Below are 20980 nucleotides of genomic sequence, written 5' to 3'. Positions count from 1 at the left end.
TTATTTCCCTTTTGGAGCTGCAGCACGTATTAAACGATCATTAATAGCTTCCCCTAATCCATAAAACGGGATAGGTTCCACTGCAATGCAGTTTACTTTAAGTGAATCCAATTGCTGAATATATTGAAATAAATGGAATGCAGCTTCTTCTAGTCGACCACTTTTACTAAGATTTAAAACAGCAATAGCATTTTCAACACCTTCAATACGTTTAGGTCCAAATGCTAAAAGAGCTTCACCGCTTTCCACCTTTTTTACATTTAAACGCATAGAAGTATCAGGTGCATAATGTGATCTTAACATCCCTGGAGCTTCAATTACAGCTTGTTGATCTAAACGTTTTACAGACTTCTCTGCTACTTTTTCAATTTCTTCAATAATTAATCCTCCTGGACGCAATATATAGACATTTTCATCACAAATCTTAATAATCGTTGATTCAAGTCCTATTTTTGAATCCCCACCATCAATAATTAAGGGAACTGATGTTCCTAAAGATGTAAATACAGATGTAGCTGAAGTAGGACTCAATTTTCCTGATTGATTAGCACTAGGCGCAGCTAAAGGACGGCCAAAATGTCTAATAATTTCTGCAAAACCGCCTTTTGGAAAGCGAATAGCCAATGTATTAAGACCAGCAGTTGTTAAAGGATGAATATTATGGTGAGCCTTTAATGGCAAAACCATTGTTAAGGGCCCTGGCCAAAATGCTTCCATTAATCGACGTGAAAGCAAATCAATTTCCACGTAACGTTCTGCCATAACTATGTCACTTACATGAACAATAAGAGGATTAAATGGTGGACGTCCTTTTGTAGAAAAAATAGAAGCTACTGCCTTTCCATTTGTCGCATCACCAGCTAATCCATAAACAGTTTCTGTCGGCAGAGCTACTAATTTCCCCTGTTGAAGAATCGCAACTGCTTGATTTATTGCCTCACTATTAAGTGGTAGAATGACCATCAAATACTATCCTTATAGCGTTCTTTAAGAGGAGAAAAACTATAACGATGTAATCTTACAATAGGTCCATACTTATTGATAGCTGCACGATGTGCTACCGTCCCATAACCTACATGTTTCTCTAAACCATAATTTTGATAAACTTGTCCAGCGTATTGCATCATCCTGTCACGTATCACCTTAGCAATAATAGACGCCGCTGCAATTGAAACCGAAGACTGATCACCTTTAGTCAAAGCAATTGCAGGACAAGGCAAATTAGGAGGAACATCATGCCCATCAATCAACGCACAATGTGCTGAAATGGCAAGCCCTGTAACACAACGCTTCATTGCTTCCAAAGTCGCTTTTCTAATATTAGACTTATCAATCGTTCTAGCACAAAGACTAGCAACCGAAATTGCCAATGCATTTTGCAAAATTTCATAATAAAGCCTATTACGCTGTTGACTAGAGAGTTTCTTTGAATCATTCAGACCTTCAGGGATATGGTCTTTATCTAAAATAACTGCTGTCGCTACTACGGGGCCAGCTAAAGGTCCACGCCCAACTTCATCAACACCTGCTATATAAAAGAACCCTTTTTTTTGCAAATCCAATTCATATGAAAAATTTGGCTTACATGACACATTAAACATATCTGACAATCACGAATATGAAAAAAGCTTCATTTTCGCATCACTAGCCATTTTCTGCAAGTCCTATATTAAAATTCTATCATATTACATAACAGTTAAATAGTTTAACTTAATTTTTTATATAAACGCATTACTTATTTTCTCTGCACAGCAAAATAGTTTTACTTTCAAAAATAATTACTTCCATTTTCTTCACTCACCTTCTCTATATCTTCCCTATTGACTCTCCGAAAGAGTATACAAATAGATTTAAGTTTATCCTTAAATCTCAACAAAAATTACAAGCTAATTAATTTTTGATCGGATAATTTACACTTTGTTAAAAGCAATTATAGTTTCATAAATTTTGGTCGTTGCTATAGTTACTATAAATTCGATTTTCGTCAACTCGATCTTTCCCGAAAACCTCATTTATCATAAGTCCTCTAGTATTTTAAACAACCTTATCTTTTCCATAAAACCTTATGTAGATATAATTACGGCTTCATTATAAATGTAAATATTATTAGTAAGTAGTATAGTCAAAAGTACTGGCAGTTCTGTAAGCTTTGTTATCTCTATAAATCTAACAGGAGCGATTATGAAATCAGTTACCCTCATTCTCGAACACAGCTACAAACAAGTATCAACCTTGATATTAACCCACGAAGACTCCGGATACAGAACAAGATGCAACCTACTCTTTAGCTAAAGATCAAGGATACTCTGATAGTTTTATTCACCATTTCACGTGGTGGTGGAGGAAAAATTTCAACACGTTTAAGTGCCATCATAGCCAACCAATCGAGCTCCTGATTACCAGAAGAAATCATAATACGGCTCGCAAAAATGTCACCTTGTTCGCGTACTTTAAATTCTAACTGCACAACTCCCTGTACACTACTAATACGCTGTCCCACAATATAATTTTTTTGTTTTTCTAGTCGGGCTTGTACCTTTGCTAACCACTGTTTTGATAATGCACCATCAAACGCTGCTGTATTATTATCCTTACTCGCAGTAAATGAGTGTGTCTTTTTTATAATTTTCTTTGCTGCAACATTTAATGTTGATAATCGTTTCTGCATAAAAACTTCACGATTCATTTTTGATGGAGAAGATTTCTCTAAAGGTTTCAGCACTTTAAAATTACTTTTTTCTACGATAGATTGAGGCTTTTCGGCAATCTGATATTCTGCTGGATGAACTTTACTAAGCTCCGACTTTGATGTTTCTTCTTGCTTCAAAACACCAAACTCTAATATTTCAGAATTTGTATTGACATCAGGATGTATAATTTCTGGTGCAACAATCAGCATAACCATCGGTGTAAATACAATATCATTCATATGAGTACTTTTAAAATAAAGTTGCGCTCCTATTCCAATATGCAAAGCAAGAGCACCCCAAAAAGCACCTATCCAAAGAGCTGATATCCGCCAAATATTTGCACTCTTCATAATCTCATTGACCACCATTCTAAGCTAAACAACTGATGCCCAGATCTATTAAAACAGGCTGTCCTAAAAGCGTAACTTTTTTCTTGACGATTTTTATCATGTTTAATATGATTGCATCAATTATAAACATAATATTGTTTGACTTGTTTATTATGAGATTAGATTGTGTAATTAGTAAGGCAAATGTTTTTTATTTGAGAGTTTAAGTATTAGTTACAGAAGAGGTGTTTTAAGAAGAATTATGGTGATCTATGCGAATAAAACGAAATGTCTATAAAGGATATGTAATTTTATCTATCCTATCAGTTTGTATGCCTTCATTTGTTTTTGCAAAAAACAAGGATGAGGATTCTATAGCTAAGCTTAAACCAATTGTAATTGAAAAAAAAATAGAAAATCCTTTGAATAAAGCGACAGTTTTGACTGATCGTGAAACTATTCAAAATATTGATAAAAAACAAATAAATGATATTCGGGATATTAGTCATCTTAATCCATCTATAAACTATAGTACAGATAATAATAGCTTTGTAATTCGCGGTCTAAATGCTAATCGTGTTTTAACAACGATGGATGGTATTCCTCTTCCATGGCTTAATGATGGGGTACGTGGTATTAAAGGTGGAAGTTCCGCATTTGCTTTTAATGTGCTTTCTACAATTGATATTGTTCGTGGTTCAGATTCTAGTCTTCATGGTTCTGGTGCACTAGGCGGGGTTATTGCTTTACGTACTCTTAATCCTGAAGAACTCCTTACAAAAGAAAAAAATTGGGGTGCTCTTACAAAAGGGAGCTACAATTCTGTTGATAAAAGTTGGCACATAGATCAAGCTTTTGCTGTGCGTACGAGTCAGACCTTGTTGCTTTTTCAGGGTTCTCGTGCAGAAGGTCATCAACGTAAAAATATGGGTACAGTAGAGGGTTATGGAGATAAGCGCACACGAGAAAATCCTGCTGACTTTGATAAAAATAATTTGCTTTTTAAAGTTCATCAATATCTTAATGATAATCACCGGTTTGGCTTTACAGCAGAGCGTTTTGCCCACAACAAAGATACTCATTCATTAAATACTTCAACCAAAATATTTTTGCCAAAATCTGTTTACACTGAGAAACACACATATCGTAAACGTTTTTCCATTTTCTATGATTATAATGGCAATGGAGACGCTATTTTTGACGCATTTCATGGGCAATTGTATTGGCAAAAGCAATTAAATAATCACATCTTAAATGGATATCGTATACAAGCACCAAAAGGAGACTATTTAAGAGATAACTTTATAAGCAATACTGGTTATGGCTTTAACGCTCATAGTTTTAAAAAATTGGATATTGGTTCTGTAAGTCATAAGTTAAAGTTTGCTACAAGTGTTTTTGCTTCTAAATTTCATCAATATGCATCGGGTAAAGATAATTGTCATTTAAGAGGAAATGAACGTGCGTGTGTATTTCTAGGCACGAACAAATCGGACGCACCTGATACAAATAGCCATGGTTTTGGTTTGGCTTTCGAAAACGAATTTGGTTTTTCTAACAATAGTATTCGTATTATTCCTGGAATACGTTATGATTGGTATAAACATATCCCTCAAAAAACACCTGCTTTTGAAAAAGCATTAGGTTCCAGAATAATGCCTAAAGAAAATAGGAGCTCACATTTTTCTCCTAAAATGCGGATAGAATGGGATGCTAATAATCAAGTATTATTTTATACTCAATGGGCTCAAGCTTTTCGTGCGCCGAGTTTTTCAGAGCTTTATTTAACCTTTGTCAGACCTTCTTTTTATTATATGATTGGAGATCCTAATCTTAAACCAGAAACGAGTAATGGATATGATATTGGTGTGCAATACAAAAATATGCATTTTAGTAGTTTTTTCAGTGTTTTCACCAATGAATACAAGAACTTTATTGATGTCATAGATAAGGGGCCTTCACAAGAATTTATGTATGCGCGTAAACATTATATAAACCGTGCACATGTGCGTATTTCTGGTGTCGAAACAAAAACATATTTTACCTTGATGAATGGTTTTTACAGTAATGTTGCCCTTTCTTATGTACAAGGAAAAGATCTCGATAAAGATGAATATCTAGACTCAATTCCAGCTTTTAAAACAGTATTTGGATTAGGATATGAGAAAGAACTTTGGGGAACAAATGTTGTACTTACTTTAGCTGCTAAGCGTGATAAAGTGAAAGGAGATTATGATTACGTTAAAGTTCCAGGTTATGGTGTAGTTGATATATTGGGTTGGTGGAAACCTTTCGGTGAAAAAGGTCCAGTTATAAGAGCTGGTATTTATAACCTTTTAGATCAAAAGTACTGGAATGCAACTGATCTGCCTTCCCCTTCTCCTATACCTAAACGGCAACCACTACCACCAAAGGATTATTTCAGTCAGCCTGGTCGTAATTTTAAGATATCGTATGTGCAAAAATTTTAACTATTGCTGTCAAGTATTTAAACTATTGAGGAAATCTAATTGATAAGAGGATATGTTATTTCATTTTAATCCTTACTTGATTTTAATTCAAAAATTGGGAAAAGAATTGTAAATATTTTTAATTTATCAGTTTCAATTTTTTTTATTATTGATAGTGGCAATTTACTGGCAGGCTGAGTCATTGTTTACAATGGTTCAGCATAGTTTTTTTTAGGATAAAGTAAAATTGACTCTAAATAAAGTAAGGAAAATTTATGTCTTATACAGCTGAAATGATTATTAAACTGCGTGAAGAAAAAAAAGATATGCGTAATCGTGATTTTGCTAATTCAATTGGTATATCTGAAGCAGAATTCATCGCAGCTTATTGTACAATCGGTAAAGCAAAAAGACTAAAGGTTGATATTCCTACTCTTCTTGAAAATGCTTCTAAAGTTGAAACTGTTATGGCATTAACACGTAATGAATATGCCGTTCATGAAAAAACAGGATGTTTTGAAAAAATTGTTTTGAATAAACAGATACCTATGACATTTGGGGAAATTGATTTACGTATTTTCCCCAAAAAATGGGAATTTGGTTTTGAATATGAAATGATAGTTTTTGGAAAACCTACAAAAAGTCTACAATTTTTCGATCAATACGGTACTGCTATTTTTAAAGTCTATTCTAAAGACATGACAAATATGAAACAATGGGATGCACTTGTTGAAAAATTACTCCATGAAGATCAATCGTCTGCTCTCAACATTCTTTCTACTCCTGCACCTATACAATACGATACAACAAATTTGGATATTGAGAAATTTCGTAATCGTTGGAGAAAAATGACTGATGTTCATCAGCTCCATGAAATTACTTCGGAATTTAACATTGGTCGACATGATGCTGTAAAATACGCTGGAAACGAGTTTACTGATGAATTAAGTGCAGAAGCTATTGAAATTATGCTGAATAAAGCTGTTCAACAAGAAATACCAATTATGTGTTTTGTTGGTAATAAAGGCTGCATCCAAATTTTCAGTGGGCAAATTAAAAATATTAAACAAATGGGGCCCTGGCTCAATATTCTCGATGAAAAATTTCATTTACATATGCTTGTTTCTGGTGTTAACAAAGTATGGCATGTTCGCAAGCCTATAAACGAGGGTTACATTAGTTCTCTTGAAGTTTTTAGTCAAAATGGAGAAATGATTGTTCAATTCTTTGGCATGCGAAAAGAAGGTGAAAAAGAATGCGAAAATTGGCGTTCTCTATTAAATGATTTGCCTTTATGCCAAGAAATAAAAGTTACTTAAAAATAAGACTTAGATATGTTACCTGTTTTACATAAACTATCAAGCCTTTTTCTTTTGTGTTTTTTGTTCTTCTTAACTTGTTTTTTTAGACAAGTAATTGCTGAACCTATAACAAGTTTCCGTAAAAATGCGCGAATTGTTTCCATTGGTGGAGCTCTTACAGAAACTGTTTATGCATTAGGGGCTCAAGATCAACTTATAGCCCGTGACAGTACAAGTATCTATCCACAAGATGCACTTAAACTTCCTGAACTTGGATATATGCGTAACCTTTCACCTGAAGGTATTTTATCTCTTGCTCCAGAAGGTATATTACTTATTGAAGGAAGCGGTCCTCCTTCAACAATTGATGTTCTCAAAAAAACATCAATACCTATTATAATTATACCAGAAAACTTTTCTCGTGAAAGTGTCATAGAAAAAATTCGCCTCGTAGGTAAAGCTTTGCATCGAGAAGTTCAAGCAACTGAACTGATTGAAAAATTGAATCGAAACTTTATAAATAATGATACGCTTTTAAAAAAAATAACTAACCAAAAACGCGTTCTTTTTATTTTTTCAGTACAAAATGGAGGCGTTATGGTATCTGGAACAGATACTGCAGCTGACGCTATGATAAAACTTTCGGGAGGTATAAATGCCATTTCTGATTATAAAGGATACAAACTTTTAAATAATGAAGCATTATTAAAATCGAATCCTGATTTCATCTTGTTTGTAAATCAAAGTAGACATTCAACTAAAATTGATACAATTTTAGCTATACCAGCAATTCAAGCAACACCTGCAGCTAAAAATCATGCCATTAAACAAATAGATGCAATGTATTTTTTAGGTTTTGGTCCACGCACCGCAGATGCATCAAAAGAGCTTATTAATATGCTTTATGGCATAGAATAAAATGATTAAGAATTTATAGAAATGATTGAAAATATTTCTATAGCGCACATATTTGAAATAATAGAAAAGAAAAATCCATGAATCGAAGAAAAATTGCATTATTAAGTTTAATAGTAATCCTTATCTTCAGTATTTTTAGCGGTCTATTCAGTGGTGCATCAAATGCTTCTCTCATTAATCTCATTAATGTAATTCTTACACAAGATTTTTCAGTAAGTAGTAAGACATATGACTATCTTATACTTATTGATATAAGATTACCCCGTATTATCTTAAGTTCATTGGTTGGTGCAGCTCTTGCTGTTTCTGGCGTTCTTATGCAGGGCCTCTTTCGCAATCCTCTTGCAGATCCTGGAATCGTTGGTGTATCAGCAGGTGCGAGTCTCGGAGCTGTATTAATCATTGTTATTGGTATTTCCTTCCCACCTTTTTTTATTCCTTTTCTGGAATCTTACAAAATTGTTATAGGTGCGTTTCTTGGTGGTCTTTTATCAACAATGGTTCTCTATGTAATAGCGACACGAAACAGTTTTACCTCTATTGCAACGATGCTTCTTGCAGGTATTGCTCTCAGTGCTTTCAGTAGCGCTATTGTTGGAAGTCTAATTTTTACTGCTAATGATCAACAATTACGTGATATCACCTTTTGGAATCTTGGTTCTCTTTCGGGTGCTACATGGTTAAAAGTTGGTCTTATCTTACCTGTTGTTTGGATTGGTTTGCTTTTTTCTCCCTTTTTATCACGTGCGCTTAATGCACTGGCACTCGGAGAAGCTGTCGCTCAACATATTGGATTTCATATTCAACGAATTAAAAATATTGCTGTCTTACTTGTTGCTCTCATGTGTGGAGGAGCAGTTGCTGTCAGTGGTGGTATTGGTTTTATTGGTATTGTTGTTCCACATATTTTACGTCTGCTTATTGGTCCTGACCACCGCTATCTCATTCCCTGTTCTGCTCTCTTAGGAGCAGCATTACTGACTTTTTCTGACACCTTTGCGCGTTGTATTATTACCCCAGCAGAATTGCCCATTGGAATTGTCACAGCACTTTTTGGTGCGCCTTTTTTTCTTTGGATCCTTATATACCAACGAGGGATAAATTTTTCATGATTGAAGCAATTAATATCTGTATTCAACTTGGGAAAACGCATATTCTTAATCACGTTCATCTTCAAGCTAAAAGTGGTAACCTCACTATTATTATTGGCCCGAATGGATCTGGAAAAAGCACCTTTATAAAAGCACTTAGCGGAGAAATTCCTTATAATGGCACAATGACCCTGAATGGTTATGATATTAACCAAACACAAGCTGATAAAATGGCAATGATACGTGCAGTTCTACCACAATCAACGACACTAGCATTTCCATTTTTGGTTCATGAAGTGGTAAGACTTGGTCTTTCTATTAACCAAATTAACATCACAGAAGCTCAATTAAAAAGCCTCCCTCAAAAAGCTTTAAAACGTGTTGGTCTAGCAGACTATGGAAACCGATATTATCACCAATTATCCGGTGGTGAACAAGCTAGAGTTCAACTTGCTCGTGTACTTTGTCAAATATGGGATCCAGTTTATAACGGAGTCGCTCGTTGGCTAATATTAGATGAACCCATTGCCAACCTTGATTTACAACATCAGCTTATTGTCATGAATATTATAAAAAATTTTGCTCGTCGTGGTGGTGGTGTTCTTGCTGTTCTACACGACCTCAATCTTGCTGCTCATTATGCAGATAAAATAATATTATTAAAACAAGGAAAAATTTATTGTGAAGGAGATGCTTCCAATGTTTTAACAACAGAAAATCTGCGTGAAGCTTATCATTGCTCACTCAGGGTTTCTGAAGTACCTAAAAAAAACATCCCTTTCATACTACCACAAACAACACCTCATTTATAACACATATAATAAAAAAAACTTTTTTCTAAACTATTGATTTCAATATAGCTAATTCTTGTAGAGTCAATTTAGCATTTTACACTCAAACTTATTAGCTTATCATTTAGCTATGAAATTAACGGCACTTTCTTTAGTTCTTTTCTATACTAGAGCTTAAAAAAAATTAATAAGGGAAGTTGAGAACAAAATCCTATGTTCAGATCTTAATTACTTGTTTCTAATCTTAAGACAATAAAAATATACTATGTTTATAAAATAATTGGCGGAGAGGAAGAGATTCGAACTCTCGAGAGCCTTTTGAGCCCTACTCCCTTAGCAGGGGAGCGCCTTCGACCACTCGGCCACCTCTCCAACTAAGGTTCCATAAACAGTATCAATAAAAAATTCAAGATATTTTCGATTTTGTTCAAAAATATCTTAAATTTCAGTTCTAATTGACTAAATTAAAAAAAATAATAGGAAAATGTTGCTTTTTTAACACATAAACTTAAATAGTGTATAAATCACTTTTAACAAGATTATTTCATATTTGTATCTCCAAATAAAGATTTGTATAGTTAACATTATGTAATGTTGTGTTTAATTTCTTCGTATTTTTTAGTAAGCAGGCATATTATACACTATAGAATAACCCAACTGGAGATCATTTATGAATATTAAAACCTTCCTTTTAAGCTCTACATTAGCTCTTTCCGGAGTTTTTGGAGCTCAAGCAGCTTCAGCTATTACAGCAAAACCAGAACCTATAGAATACGTACGTGCTTGTGATGCATACGGCTCAGGATACTTCTATATTCCTGGAACAGAAACATGCATTCGCGTCTCTGGTAATGTCCGCGCTGATATTGCAGGTGGTGATAATATTAATGCAAAAACCGATGCTGATTTAGCAAATGGTCAAAAAACTTATCGCACAACTTCACGCTTAACCCTTATTTTCCAAGCTGCTTCTGAAACTGAATTAGGAACACTTCGTTCATACGCAGAAATTCGCTCACAATGGAGTAAAGGAAAGGATAGTTCTGGTGGGCAACTTCGTGCTGCTTATATTGAACTGGGTGGTTTTCGTGTAGGTCTTGATGACACAATCTTCAAGAGTTGGACCGGTGGTTATGGCAAAGTTATTAATGATGACAACATAGCACCAGCAGGTGATACACGTACTAATGTTATTTCTTATACTTTTAATGCTGATTCCGGTTTTTCTGCTATTATCGGAGTTGAATTGGGTAATGCTTCAGGCCCTTCTCTTAAAACAAGTGCTTCTGAGAAGATCGACTACTATTATATCGATAAAGATAGCAAAATTGTTCGTGTTGATGATACCGATCTTCCTAGTAAACAAACTAAAGACTACAACCCTAATATCTTGTTTGGTATGAAATTTATGCAAAAATGGGGTGGTGTTTCAACTGTTGTCGCTTATGATGCTTATTATAAAAAATGGGCTGGTAAAGCACGTGTAGATTTTAATGTTAATAATAATTTGAATCTTTGGGCAATGGGAGGTTATAAAAATAACTTAGATTACTATATAGTGGATACAGTAGGTATTAATAATGTATTGTCACGCCAGAATACAACTATCTATGCAAATTGGGGTGGTAAGTGGGCAGCTTGGATTGGTGGAACTTACAAAATCCATCCAAAAGCAAATTTAAATGCTCAAGTGTCTTATAGTGCTATAAAAACTTTCTCAACATCACTTAATGTTGCATACAAATTGGTTCCAGGATTTGTTATTACACCTGAAATAACTTATCTTTCTTGGAAAGATGACCGTACTTTCAAAAGTAAAGAAAATAATACAACAATCTATAGCAATGCATTGAATGGAAGAAGTGCTTTGCAAGGTATGATTCGTTTCCAACGTTCATTTTAATCTCTTTAAAATTGTGCTTGTAGAAACTGGTAGCCTGAAGCTACTAGTTTCTTTTGTATTGACAATATCTATCATGAACACAAAATATCTTATAATTCTAAATTCATTGATGTCTTCTATAAAAGAACGACTTCACTGCATATAATATTAAGTGTTCTACCAATAATTAGAGTTATATTTTTTGTATCAATAGATAGCTTATGAAATAAGAATATATTTTTTAATTATGTTATTTTTAATATTGTAGGTTAGTTATTTACAATATTTTCTTGATCTTATTCAAAATATATCTTTGCAATTGACAATATGAATATTTCAGCTGATCATAATTGCACAAATAAATGCTCTGACTGGAAGTGGAGTACATATACAGACATTACCAAAGATATTTTTTCTAAAAACAAAATTCTTGAACTTTGTCAGATGTGTACTGATACAAAAAATGATACTGTGCGTAATCTCTTATTAAAGAATCCCTGATTTATTGAGTTGAGCGCACCTCTGATAACCTTGCAAAGTGTTTTTTCACTATGAATCTATAAGGAGAAAATTTGTGCAAAAAAATACTCCATTAATTAATTTTTATCCCTTTCCTGCTTCACGTAAAATTTATCAACAGAGCCTTCTCTTTCCTAACGTGCGCGTACCATTACGTGAAATTTCGCTGACAGACAGTAGTCATGAAGAAACTTTAAAGGTTTATGATACTTCAGGTTCTTACACCGATGAAGATGCAACTATTGATATTACAAAAGGATTGCCTGCTATCAGTACACCTTGGCTATCTGAGCGTTCTGATATCGAATCTTATCCTGCTAGATTAATTAAACCCGCAGATAATGGTTTTGCTCATGATAAAAACCTTGCACCAACTTTTGAACAAATGCGCCCTGTTTTTCGCGCAAAAAATGGTAAAGCAGTCACACAAATAGCTTATGCACGTGCGGGTATTATTACAGCAGAAATGGAATATGTTGCTATACGTGAAAATGAAGGTTTAGTAGCAAAAGATCAACAAAAAATATCGGGTGAAACATTTGGCGCATCAATACCAGAAATCTATACTGCAGAATTTGTTCGTAATGAAATTGCCTGCGGACGTGCTATTATTCCTCAAAATATCAATCATCCAGAATGTGAACCAATGATTATTGGACGTAATTTTCGTGTTAAAATTAATGCTAATATTGGTAATTCAGCAGTTACTTCATCGATGGCAGAAGAAGTTGAAAAGATGGTTTGGGCTATTCGTTGGGGTGCAGATACAGTTATGGATCTTTCCACAGGTCGTAATATTCATAATATTCGTGAATGGATTATTCGAAACTCTCCTGTTCCCATTGGAACTGTCCCGATTTATCAGGCACTCGAAAAAGTGCATGGTATCGCCGAAAATTTAACATGGGATATTTTTCGTGACACCTTGATTGAACAAGCAGAACAGGGTGTTGATTACTTTACCATTCATGCAGGATTAAGATTACCATTTATCCCTCTAACTATTAACCGCATAACAGGTATTGTTTCACGAGGTGGTTCTATTATTGCTAAGTGGTGCCTTCATCACCATAAAGAAAATTTTCTGTATGAACATTTTGATGAAATTTGTGATATTGCACGCATGTATGATGTCTCTCTTTCATTAGGAGACGGATTGCGTCCAGGTTCTCTTGCGGACGCAAACGATGAAGCCCAATTTGCCGAACTTAAAACTTTGGGAGAACTAACAAAAATTGCATGGGCAAAAGATGTACAGATTATGATTGAAGGACCTGGTCATGTACCAATGCATAAAATTAAAGAAAATATGGAAAAACAACTAACCCTCTGCCATGAAGCACCCTTTTATACTTTGGGGCCTCTTACAACTGATATTGCTCCCGGATATGATCATATCACATCGGCGATTGGTGCTGCTATGATTGGTTGGTTTGGTACTGCCATGCTTTGCTATGTAACACCTAAAGAACACCTAGGATTACCAGATAAAAATGATGTAAAAACTGGTGTGATCACTTATAAAATTGCAGCTCATGCTGCTGATCTTGCGAAAGGCTTGCCTGGAGCACAATTACGCGATAATGCCCTTTCACGTGCACGATTTGATTTTCGATGGCGTGATCAATTTAATCTTTCTCTTGATCCGGATACAGCATGTGCTTTCCATGATCAAACAATGCCTAAAGATGCCCATAAATTGGTGCATTTTTGTTCTATGTGTGGACCAAAATTCTGCTCAATGCGTATTTCCCATGATATTCGTGATGCAGCAACAACAAGAAAAAATGAAGGCATGATTGCTATGGCTGAAAAATATCAAAAAAATGGTGATCTCTATATAGAAAATATTCCTTCTAGAAAAGAGGTAGCAAACAGTTGAAAAATATTCTTATCAAAGGTGCAGGCGTAGGTGGTTTAACAGTCGCCTTTATGCTACAACAAAAAGGTGTATCTGTTACTATATCTGCCCCTTTCCACTCTCCTATAGGAACTGCAAGCTGGTATGCAGGAGGCATGTTAGCACCTTACTGTGAAAAAGAAAGTTCCGAGCAAATCGTCGAGGATCTTGGTGTACAAGCTATGCAATGGTGGAGTGAAATACTTCCTGAAATTGTGACACAAAAAGGTACTTTGGTCGTTGCTCCCAACCGAGATATAGCAGAGCTCGAACGATTTTCAAAACGTACAAATAATTATAAAACCATAGACAATACAGAAATAGCATATCTTGAACCTGATCTTGCAGGACGTTTTAACCGTGCACTTTTTTACGAAGCTGAAGCACACCTTGATCCACGCAAAGCACTAGTCACTTTAAAAGAGATTCTTATAAAAAATGGCACTTGTTTTGTTGATATAGGAATATCCGAAGAGAATTTTAATATTATCATTGATGCAACAGGAACAGCATATTTAGGCAAAGATAAAAATATACGAGGAGTTCGCGGTGAAATGCTTTTAGTACGCAGCACAGATATTAAAATTTCTCGTCCGATTCGCCTCCTCCATCCACGTATTCCAATCTATGTGGTACCCAGACAAAATAATATCTTTATGATTGGAGCAACAATGATTGAAAGTGACTTTAGTGGTGCTATTTCGGCAAGATCAATGATGGAATTTCTTAATGCAGCTTATACTCTGCACCCTGCTTTTGCTGAAGCAGAGATTATTGAATCTGGCGTTGGTGTTCGTCCGTGCTATCCTAATAATTTGCCTTATGTTCACAAACATGACAATTATATCTCTATTAACGGCTTTTATAGACATGGTTTCCTTTTATCTCCAGCAATGGCAAAACAAGCAGTAAAATTAGCGTTGGAGTAAAACATGAAAATATCTGTCAATGGTGAAATAATTGAAACAAAAGTAATCTACCTCAATTTACTTCTTGATGAATTAGGTTATGAAAGCAATTGGCTAGCAACAGCTGTTAATGCTAAAGTTGTTTCTATTGATGAACGCAACCAATTTGTCTTGCATGAAGGAGATAGAATTGAAATTCTAAGCCCAATGCAAGGAGGTTAAAAACGATGTTGAATTTTTATGGACGCGAATTCTCTTCCCGCCTTTTATTAGGTACGGCTCAATATCCTTCACCAGAAGTCCTTCGTAAAGCTATTCATAAATCTGGTACGGAAATTATAACAGTTTCATTACGCCGAGAAACTGCAGGTGGAAAACAAAGCGGACAATTTTGGCAGTTTCTTAAAGAACTTGACATAACAGTGCTTCCCAATACTGCTGGTTGTTATACTGTTAAGGAAGCTGTAACAACAGCCCAATTAGCACGAGATCTTTTTAAAACGCCTTGGATTAAGCTTGAAGTTATTGGTAATCCGGATACATTACAGCCAAATATTTTTTCTTTAGTTGAAGCAGCGGAAGTTTTAAATAATGAAGGGTTTCAAATTTTTGCCTATACGACCGACGATCTTATTGTTGCTGAAAAACTCTTTGAAGTTGGTTGCCGTGTCATTATGCCTTGGTGTGCTCCTATTGGATCTGCCAAAGGTCCCCGTGATACTGATGGGTTGCGTTCTATTCGTGCTTATCTCCCTGATCTTACTCTTGTTATTGATGCTGGTATTGGACGTCCATCCCATGCTACCATTGCTATGGAACTTGGCTATGATGCAGTACTACTCAATACAGCTGTTGCTAAAGCAGGTGATCCTGTATTAATGGCTGAAGCATTTTCCAAAGCTATTACAGCAGGATATATGGGTTACAAAGCAGGATTACTCGAAGCACGCAATGTAGCAGTTCCTTCAACACCGGTTATTGGCAAAGCAATATTTTCATGAAAATTGACCCATTTTATCTTATTGTTGATAGTGCTGACTGGGTTGAACGTTTAGTTCCCTTTGGGGTGAAGTTAATACAATTACGCATGAAAGATAAAGATACGGAAACAATCATTCAACATATAAAACGAGCAAAAAATATATGTAATAAATTTAAAGCGCAATTAATTATTAATGATTATTGGAAAATAGCCATTGATGAAAAATGTGATTTTATTCACCTTGGACAAGAAGATTTAAAAAATACCGATATTTCAGCACTCCGTAAAAGTGGTATAAAATTTGGTCTTAGCACTCATAATGAACATGAACTCGATATCAGTCTATCTATTTCTCCTGAATATATTGCACTTGGTCCTATTTATCCGACAATCTTAAAAAAAATGAAATGGTCCCCACAAGGACTAGAAAAAATAAAACAATGGAGAAATCAAATTGGTTCTTTGCCTTTAGTAGGCATTGGTGGTTTAACACCGGAACGCGCAATTGATGTTTTAAAAGTTGGAGCAAATAGCGCTGCTGTTGTAACTGATATTATTTTAAATAAAAAACCCGAAGAACGTGTTCAACAGTGGATAAAGGTGACTCAAGCATGGCGTTAATGCCTTCTATACTTATCGTTGCAGGTACCGACCCAACAGGAGGAGCTGGTATTGTTCGGGATATAGAAACAGCAACACATCTTCAAACAAAAGCAAATTTAGCAATCACAGCTGTTAACGTGCAAGATAACAACCATGTTGCTGAAATTGTACCCATGAGTAGAGAAATTATTGCTGCACAAATGCGTGTTGCGCTCAAAAATAATTCAATACATGCAATCAAAATCGGTATGACAGGAACCCAAGAAATTATAGAAGGGATCTGCGATATCTTAAAAGACTATTATAATATTCCAACCGTTCTTGATCCTGTGCTTATTGCCTCATCAGGAGGTCAACTTACCACAGAAAAAATCATAGACATTATGCTCAATAAACTGCTTCCTCATATTGATCTTTTAACACCTAATATGGAAGAGCTCGCTCTTCTCAGCCAAAGCGATTTGGCTTCTAATCATGAAGAAGCAATCCAACAAGCACAAAAACTTCTTTCATTTGGTCCACGCCATATATTAATAAAAGGTGGACATACCGAAGGTAATTTTGCAACTGACAGCTTAATTGATAAAACTGAAGTTATAAATATTTCCTCTCCGCGTTTAAAAGGAACAATGCGTGGAACAGGCTGCATCCTTTCAAGTGCTATTGCTTCACATCTAGCATTAAAACAATCGATGATTGAAGCCATAAAAAATGCGAAAGCGTACACTTACACATTACTTATGAAGCATTGCCAAAAGGATTGTTAAAAATCTAATATCATTCGATTTTCTGAGAAAACACTGAACTTCTATTAGCAACAAACATATTATAAATCTTGAAGAATAATTCTTCTTGGTTTATTGATTTATGGATTAGCTAAAAGCAAAAAGTGAAATGTCAAAAAAAATAAAAGACTTAATCTCAAATGAAGATCTGCTCAACTTTTATAAAGAAAGTGGCGTTGATGCTGCGCTTACTGAGGTTCCTATTAATCGCTTCAATCAAGCTACTCCTTTAGAACTGAAATTAAACCAAGCATGCAATACCCTCTATCATAAACAAATATCACCAACCATAAAATCGCATACCTTTCCAACCTATAATCCTGATAAAATACAACCTGCGCTCCCAGCTGTAGAGATAGCAAAAAATGCCCAAACACTTGATGAGTTGAAATCTGCCCTTCTCTCTTTTAACGGCTGCTCATTAAAAATAACAGCTAAAAATACCTGTTTTTCAGATGGAACAGCAGGAAGTCCACTGATGCTTATAGGTGAAGCTCCAGGAAGAGAAGAAGATATACAAGGAATTCCATTTGTAGGAAAAGCAGGCATATTACTTAACAAAATACTAGCATCAATTGGTTTCACAAGACAAAATGTTTACATAGCAAATACTATTCCTTGGCGCCCACCAGGAAATCGCACGCCAACGCCACGTGAAGTTGCATTATGTCGTCCCTTTATTGAACGCCAAATTTTTCTAGCCAAGCCTCGTATTCTTATAGCACTAGGAGGCACTGCTGCACAATTTTTTACAGGGGTTCAGAGTGGAATTATTCGAATAAGAGGTAAATGGCTTACTTATGAAAATGAAGATCTTAAAATACCCGTTATGCCAACCTTTCATCCTGCTTATCTTTTACGAACGCCTAGTCAAAAAAAGCTTACATGGATAGACTTTTTAGAAGTGAAAAACCATTTAAATAATCTTTAGTCATTTTTTAGATTCCGCCTTTTCTTAAAAAATAAGCGGCATTTCAATAAATTTATACTTCCAAATACAGCAAGGAAAATAATTATGAAACAAGAAACAATTCCTGTTTATCGTTTAGAAGATTATCAACCAACACCCTATGCTATACCTAAAACACAACTTGATTTCTGTCTGAAACCAACAAAAACTGTTGTTAAAGCAATATTGTCTATTGAACCTCGTAAAAATACAAAAGAATTAACACCTCTCGTACTTTCTGGAGATGAGCTAACATTAATTTCTGTTACTATCAATGGCAAAGAATTAGCTAAAAATGCTTATAAAAGCACTTCTTCAAAATTAGAAATTACTGCTCCTCCCATAACTCCTTTCACATTACAAATAGTTACAGAATTGAATCCCGAAAATAATCGTCAACTTATGGGACTTTATCTTTCAAATGGTGTATATTGCACACAATGCGAAGCAGAAGGTTTTCGCCGCATTACTTATTTTTATGATCGCCCAGATATTCTTTCTACCTACTCAGTAAAAATTGAAGCAGACTCTCAAACGATCCCAATCTTGCTTTCTAATGGTAATCTCATTGAAATAGGAACCCTTGAAAATAAGCGGCATTTTGCTATTTGGGAGGACCCTTATCCAAAACCATCTTATCTCTTTGCTTTAGTCGGTGGAAATCTTGACCAACTTGAGGATCATTTTATCACTGCTTCTGGACGGCATATCAAACTTGGTATCTATGTGGAAAAAGGTAAAACCAAACAAGCAACTTATGCGATGAATGCCCTCAAACGTTCCATGCGTTGGGATGAACAATGTTTCGGACGTGAATATGATTTGGATGTTTTCAACATTGTTGCCGTCTCTGACTTCAATATGGGTGCGATGGAAAACAAAGGTCTCAACATCTTTAATGATAAATATATCCTTGCAGATCCTGAAACAGCAACTGATAAAGATTATAGAAACATTGAACGCATCATTGCGCATGAATATTTCCATAATTGGACTGGTAATCGTATTACCTGTCGCGATTGGTTTCAACTTTGTTTAAAAGAAGGATTAACTGTCTATCGTGATCAGGAATTTTCTGCGGATCAAAATATACACAGCCTGCAAAGGATTGAAAACATAAAAATGTTGAAAGCTACTCAATTTCCTGAAGATTCTGGTCCTCTATCTCATCCTGTGCGTCCTCGTCAATATAGTCAAATCAATAATTTTTATACTACAACTATCTATGAAAAAGGAGCAGAAATAGTGCGCATGGTGCATACTATCTTGGGCTCTAAACTCTTTCGTAAAGGTATGGATCTCTATTTTCGACGCCATGATGGACAAGCTTGTACTATTGAAGATTTTATCGCTTGTTTTGCTGAAGTATCAGATCAAGATTTCTCACAATTTATGTTATGGTACGAACAGGCAGGTACTCCCCATGTAGAAATTGATAGCCATTATAATGATGGTATTTTAACAATTTATGCAAAGCAACATATTCCACCAACACCACAACAAAGTAACAAGAAACCGATGTTTATCCCAATTGCCTTTGGTCTATTAGGACATGAGGGAAAATCACTTACCTATGAGGCTGATACAACTATTCAATCAGATGTTATGTTACTATCTAAGGAAACTCAAACCTTTCAATTAAAAGGACTGAGTGAAAAGCCTATTTTGTCACTCTTGCGAGATTTTTCTGCTCCTATTATTTTACAAACTCCACTTAATGAAAACGAGCTGATTTTTCTTGCTCAAAATGATAGCAATCAAATCAATCGTTGGCAGTCATTGAATACCCTTATAACACAAGCCCTTATTCGAGCAATTCAAGACAAAACACTCGAAAAAGCAACTATGCCCTCTAATTTATTAAAGCTGATTGAGACCATTATCAAAGATGAAAACTTAGAACCCGAATTTCGGGCATTTTGTTTAAATTTACCAAGCGAAAGTGAACTTGCACACGCAATCGGTAAAAATATAGATCCAGATCGAATCTACTATGTGCGTAATCAATTTTTAGCCTCTATTGCACATACCCATCAAGAACTTTTAACAGAATTCTATGTAAAAATGCAGGTAAAAGAACCCTATTCACCAAATGTTGAACAAACTGGGAAAAGAGCATTACGCAACATTATATTAGACTATCTCTCTATTGCCGAAGCTAATCCAAAGCGTGCTGCCACACAATATGCAGTGTCTAATAATATGACTGATCGCATTGCCAGCATGACAATCTTAGTACAACGCTTTAACAAAAGCGAACAAGCAAATGAGGTTTTAAATGATTTTGAAAACCGATATCGTCATGATCCTTTGATTATGGATAAATGGTTTTCAATTCAAGCAATGGTTGCAGGATCATCAACACTTGATTGTGTTCAAAAACTCACAAAACATCCGCTTTTTTCACAAGATAATCCTAATAGAGTACGTGCTTTAATTGGTGCCTTTGCCTCTGGTAATCAAACAGGTTTTAACAGAACTGATGGTGCATCCTATCATTTTCTTTGCCAAACCATTTTAGAAATTGACCCAAAAAATTCACAACTTGCTTCACGACTATTAACAATTATGCGCTCTTGGAGACAATTGGAACCTATTCGACAAAAAAAACTCGAATCTGCATTAAAAACAATTGCAGCAGCACCAAAATTATCAAGTGATGTGACAGATATCATCAATCGTACACTTGCTTAGAATAACAATACTTATAATCAAAACAATTATAATATCATTTAAAAATTAATTGACTGTCATTCTTCTAAAACTCTCATAACAATAACCCATAAATAGGTTATGTTAGCCTCCTTATGGGTCATATTAAAATTCTCTTAATTTTCACAATTTATATTCATAAGAATAAAATTATTCTTTTTTTTTAAAAA

At 35.0% G+C, this 20980-nt stretch carries 17 protein-coding genes and 1 tRNA gene; 14 read left to right on the top strand and 4 right to left on the bottom strand.

What is annotated here, in order from left to right; translation table 11 throughout:
* The 3 genes from BJB63x_RS01320 to BJB63x_RS01310 all read right to left on the bottom strand — a co-directional run bounded on the left by BJB63x_RS01320 (position 1) and on the right by BJB63x_RS01310 (position 3040).
* Positions 1 to 963 (bottom strand): L-threonylcarbamoyladenylate synthase, encoded by a 963-nt coding sequence (locus BJB63x_RS01320; protein ID WP_078718676.1) that lies wholly within the window; start codon positions 961 to 963, stop codon positions 1 to 3.
* Positions 963 to 1601, bottom strand: a complete 639-nt coding sequence (locus BJB63x_RS01315) for a ribonuclease HII (protein WP_078718675.1) — start codon at positions 1599 to 1601, stop codon at positions 963 to 965. The genes BJB63x_RS01320 and BJB63x_RS01315 overlap by 1 nt, the downstream gene beginning before the upstream one ends.
* A gap of 683 nt (positions 1602 to 2284) precedes the next feature.
* The gene (locus tag BJB63x_RS01310) at positions 2285 to 3040 is read right to left on the bottom strand and encodes an energy transducer TonB family protein (protein WP_078718674.1); all 756 of its coding nucleotides are present in this window, start codon (positions 3038 to 3040) and stop codon (positions 2285 to 2287) included.
* A gap of 251 nt (positions 3041 to 3291) precedes the next feature.
* On the opposite strand from BJB63x_RS01310, the gene BJB63x_RS01305 reads away from it, so the two are divergent.
* The 5 genes from BJB63x_RS01305 to BJB63x_RS01285 all read left to right on the top strand — a co-directional run bounded on the left by BJB63x_RS01305 (position 3292) and on the right by BJB63x_RS01285 (position 9591).
* Positions 3292 to 5490 (top strand): TonB-dependent hemoglobin/transferrin/lactoferrin family receptor, encoded by a 2199-nt coding sequence (locus BJB63x_RS01305; protein WP_078718673.1) that lies wholly within the window; start codon positions 3292 to 3294, stop codon positions 5488 to 5490.
* A 254-nt stretch (positions 5491 to 5744) separates the two neighbouring features.
* Entirely contained in the window at positions 5745 to 6788 is a 1044-nt protein-coding gene (locus tag BJB63x_RS01300; RefSeq protein WP_078718672.1) for a hemin-degrading factor, read from the top strand.
* Between the two features lie 15 nt (positions 6789 to 6803).
* Positions 6804 to 7688, top strand: coding sequence for a heme/hemin ABC transporter substrate-binding protein (locus tag BJB63x_RS01295; RefSeq protein WP_078718671.1), 885 nt, complete (start codon positions 6804 to 6806; stop codon positions 7686 to 7688).
* A gap of 77 nt (positions 7689 to 7765) precedes the next feature.
* The gene (locus tag BJB63x_RS01290; protein WP_078718670.1) at positions 7766 to 8800 is read left to right on the top strand and encodes a FecCD family ABC transporter permease; all 1035 of its coding nucleotides are present in this window, start codon (positions 7766 to 7768) and stop codon (positions 8798 to 8800) included.
* Complete coding sequence (locus BJB63x_RS01285; protein ID WP_078718669.1) at positions 8797 to 9591, top strand: heme ABC transporter ATP-binding protein; 795 nt, start codon at positions 8797 to 8799, stop codon at positions 9589 to 9591. The genes BJB63x_RS01290 and BJB63x_RS01285 overlap by 4 nt, the downstream gene beginning before the upstream one ends.
* Before the next feature lie 260 nt (positions 9592 to 9851).
* Here BJB63x_RS01285 and BJB63x_RS01280 read toward each other — a convergent pair.
* Positions 9852 to 9942 (bottom strand) — tRNA-Ser (locus BJB63x_RS01280).
* Positions 9943 to 10240: 298 nt separating this feature from the next.
* On the opposite strand from BJB63x_RS01280, the gene BJB63x_RS01275 reads away from it, so the two are divergent.
* From BJB63x_RS01275 to pepN, 9 genes are all read left to right on the top strand, one after another.
* A complete protein-coding gene (locus tag BJB63x_RS01275) occupies positions 10241 to 11473 on the top strand; it encodes a porin (RefSeq protein WP_078718668.1) in 1233 nt (410 codons plus the stop codon).
* A gap of 553 nt (positions 11474 to 12026) precedes the next feature.
* On the top strand, positions 12027 to 13853 hold the full coding sequence (gene thiC, locus BJB63x_RS01270; protein WP_078718667.1) for a phosphomethylpyrimidine synthase ThiC: 1827 nt from the start codon (positions 12027 to 12029) through the stop codon (positions 13851 to 13853).
* On the top strand, positions 13850 to 14800 hold the full coding sequence (locus tag BJB63x_RS01265; protein WP_078718666.1) for an FAD-dependent oxidoreductase: 951 nt from the start codon (positions 13850 to 13852) through the stop codon (positions 14798 to 14800). The genes thiC and BJB63x_RS01265 overlap by 4 nt, the downstream gene beginning before the upstream one ends.
* Positions 14801 to 14803: 3 nt before the next feature.
* Positions 14804 to 15001 (top strand): sulfur carrier protein ThiS, encoded by a 198-nt coding sequence (thiS, locus tag BJB63x_RS01260; RefSeq protein WP_078718665.1) that lies wholly within the window; start codon positions 14804 to 14806, stop codon positions 14999 to 15001.
* Between the two features lie 5 nt (positions 15002 to 15006).
* Positions 15007 to 15780, top strand: coding sequence for a thiazole synthase (locus BJB63x_RS01255; RefSeq protein WP_078718664.1), 774 nt, complete (start codon positions 15007 to 15009; stop codon positions 15778 to 15780).
* The gene (locus tag BJB63x_RS01250) at positions 15777 to 16382 is read left to right on the top strand and encodes a thiamine phosphate synthase (protein ID WP_078718663.1); all 606 of its coding nucleotides are present in this window, start codon (positions 15777 to 15779) and stop codon (positions 16380 to 16382) included. Before BJB63x_RS01255 ends, BJB63x_RS01250 begins: the two co-directional genes overlap by 4 nt.
* Positions 16373 to 17131, top strand: coding sequence for a hydroxymethylpyrimidine/phosphomethylpyrimidine kinase (locus BJB63x_RS01245; RefSeq protein WP_078718662.1), 759 nt, complete (start codon positions 16373 to 16375; stop codon positions 17129 to 17131). The genes BJB63x_RS01250 and BJB63x_RS01245 overlap by 10 nt, the downstream gene beginning before the upstream one ends.
* Positions 17132 to 17258: 127 nt before the next feature.
* Positions 17259 to 18080 (top strand): uracil-DNA glycosylase, encoded by an 822-nt coding sequence (locus BJB63x_RS01240; protein ID WP_078718661.1) that lies wholly within the window; start codon positions 17259 to 17261, stop codon positions 18078 to 18080.
* Positions 18081 to 18164: 84 nt separating this feature from the next.
* Positions 18165 to 20792, top strand: coding sequence for an aminopeptidase N (pepN, locus tag BJB63x_RS01235; RefSeq protein ID WP_078718660.1), 2628 nt, complete (start codon positions 18165 to 18167; stop codon positions 20790 to 20792).
* Positions 20793 to 20980: the final 188 nt, after the last annotated feature.

The sequence above is a fragment of the Bartonella sp. JB63 genome (assembly GCF_002022665.1).
Classification (GTDB): domain Bacteria; phylum Pseudomonadota; class Alphaproteobacteria; order Rhizobiales; family Rhizobiaceae; genus Bartonella.
This window is presented reverse-complemented; position numbering and strand designations above follow the sequence as displayed.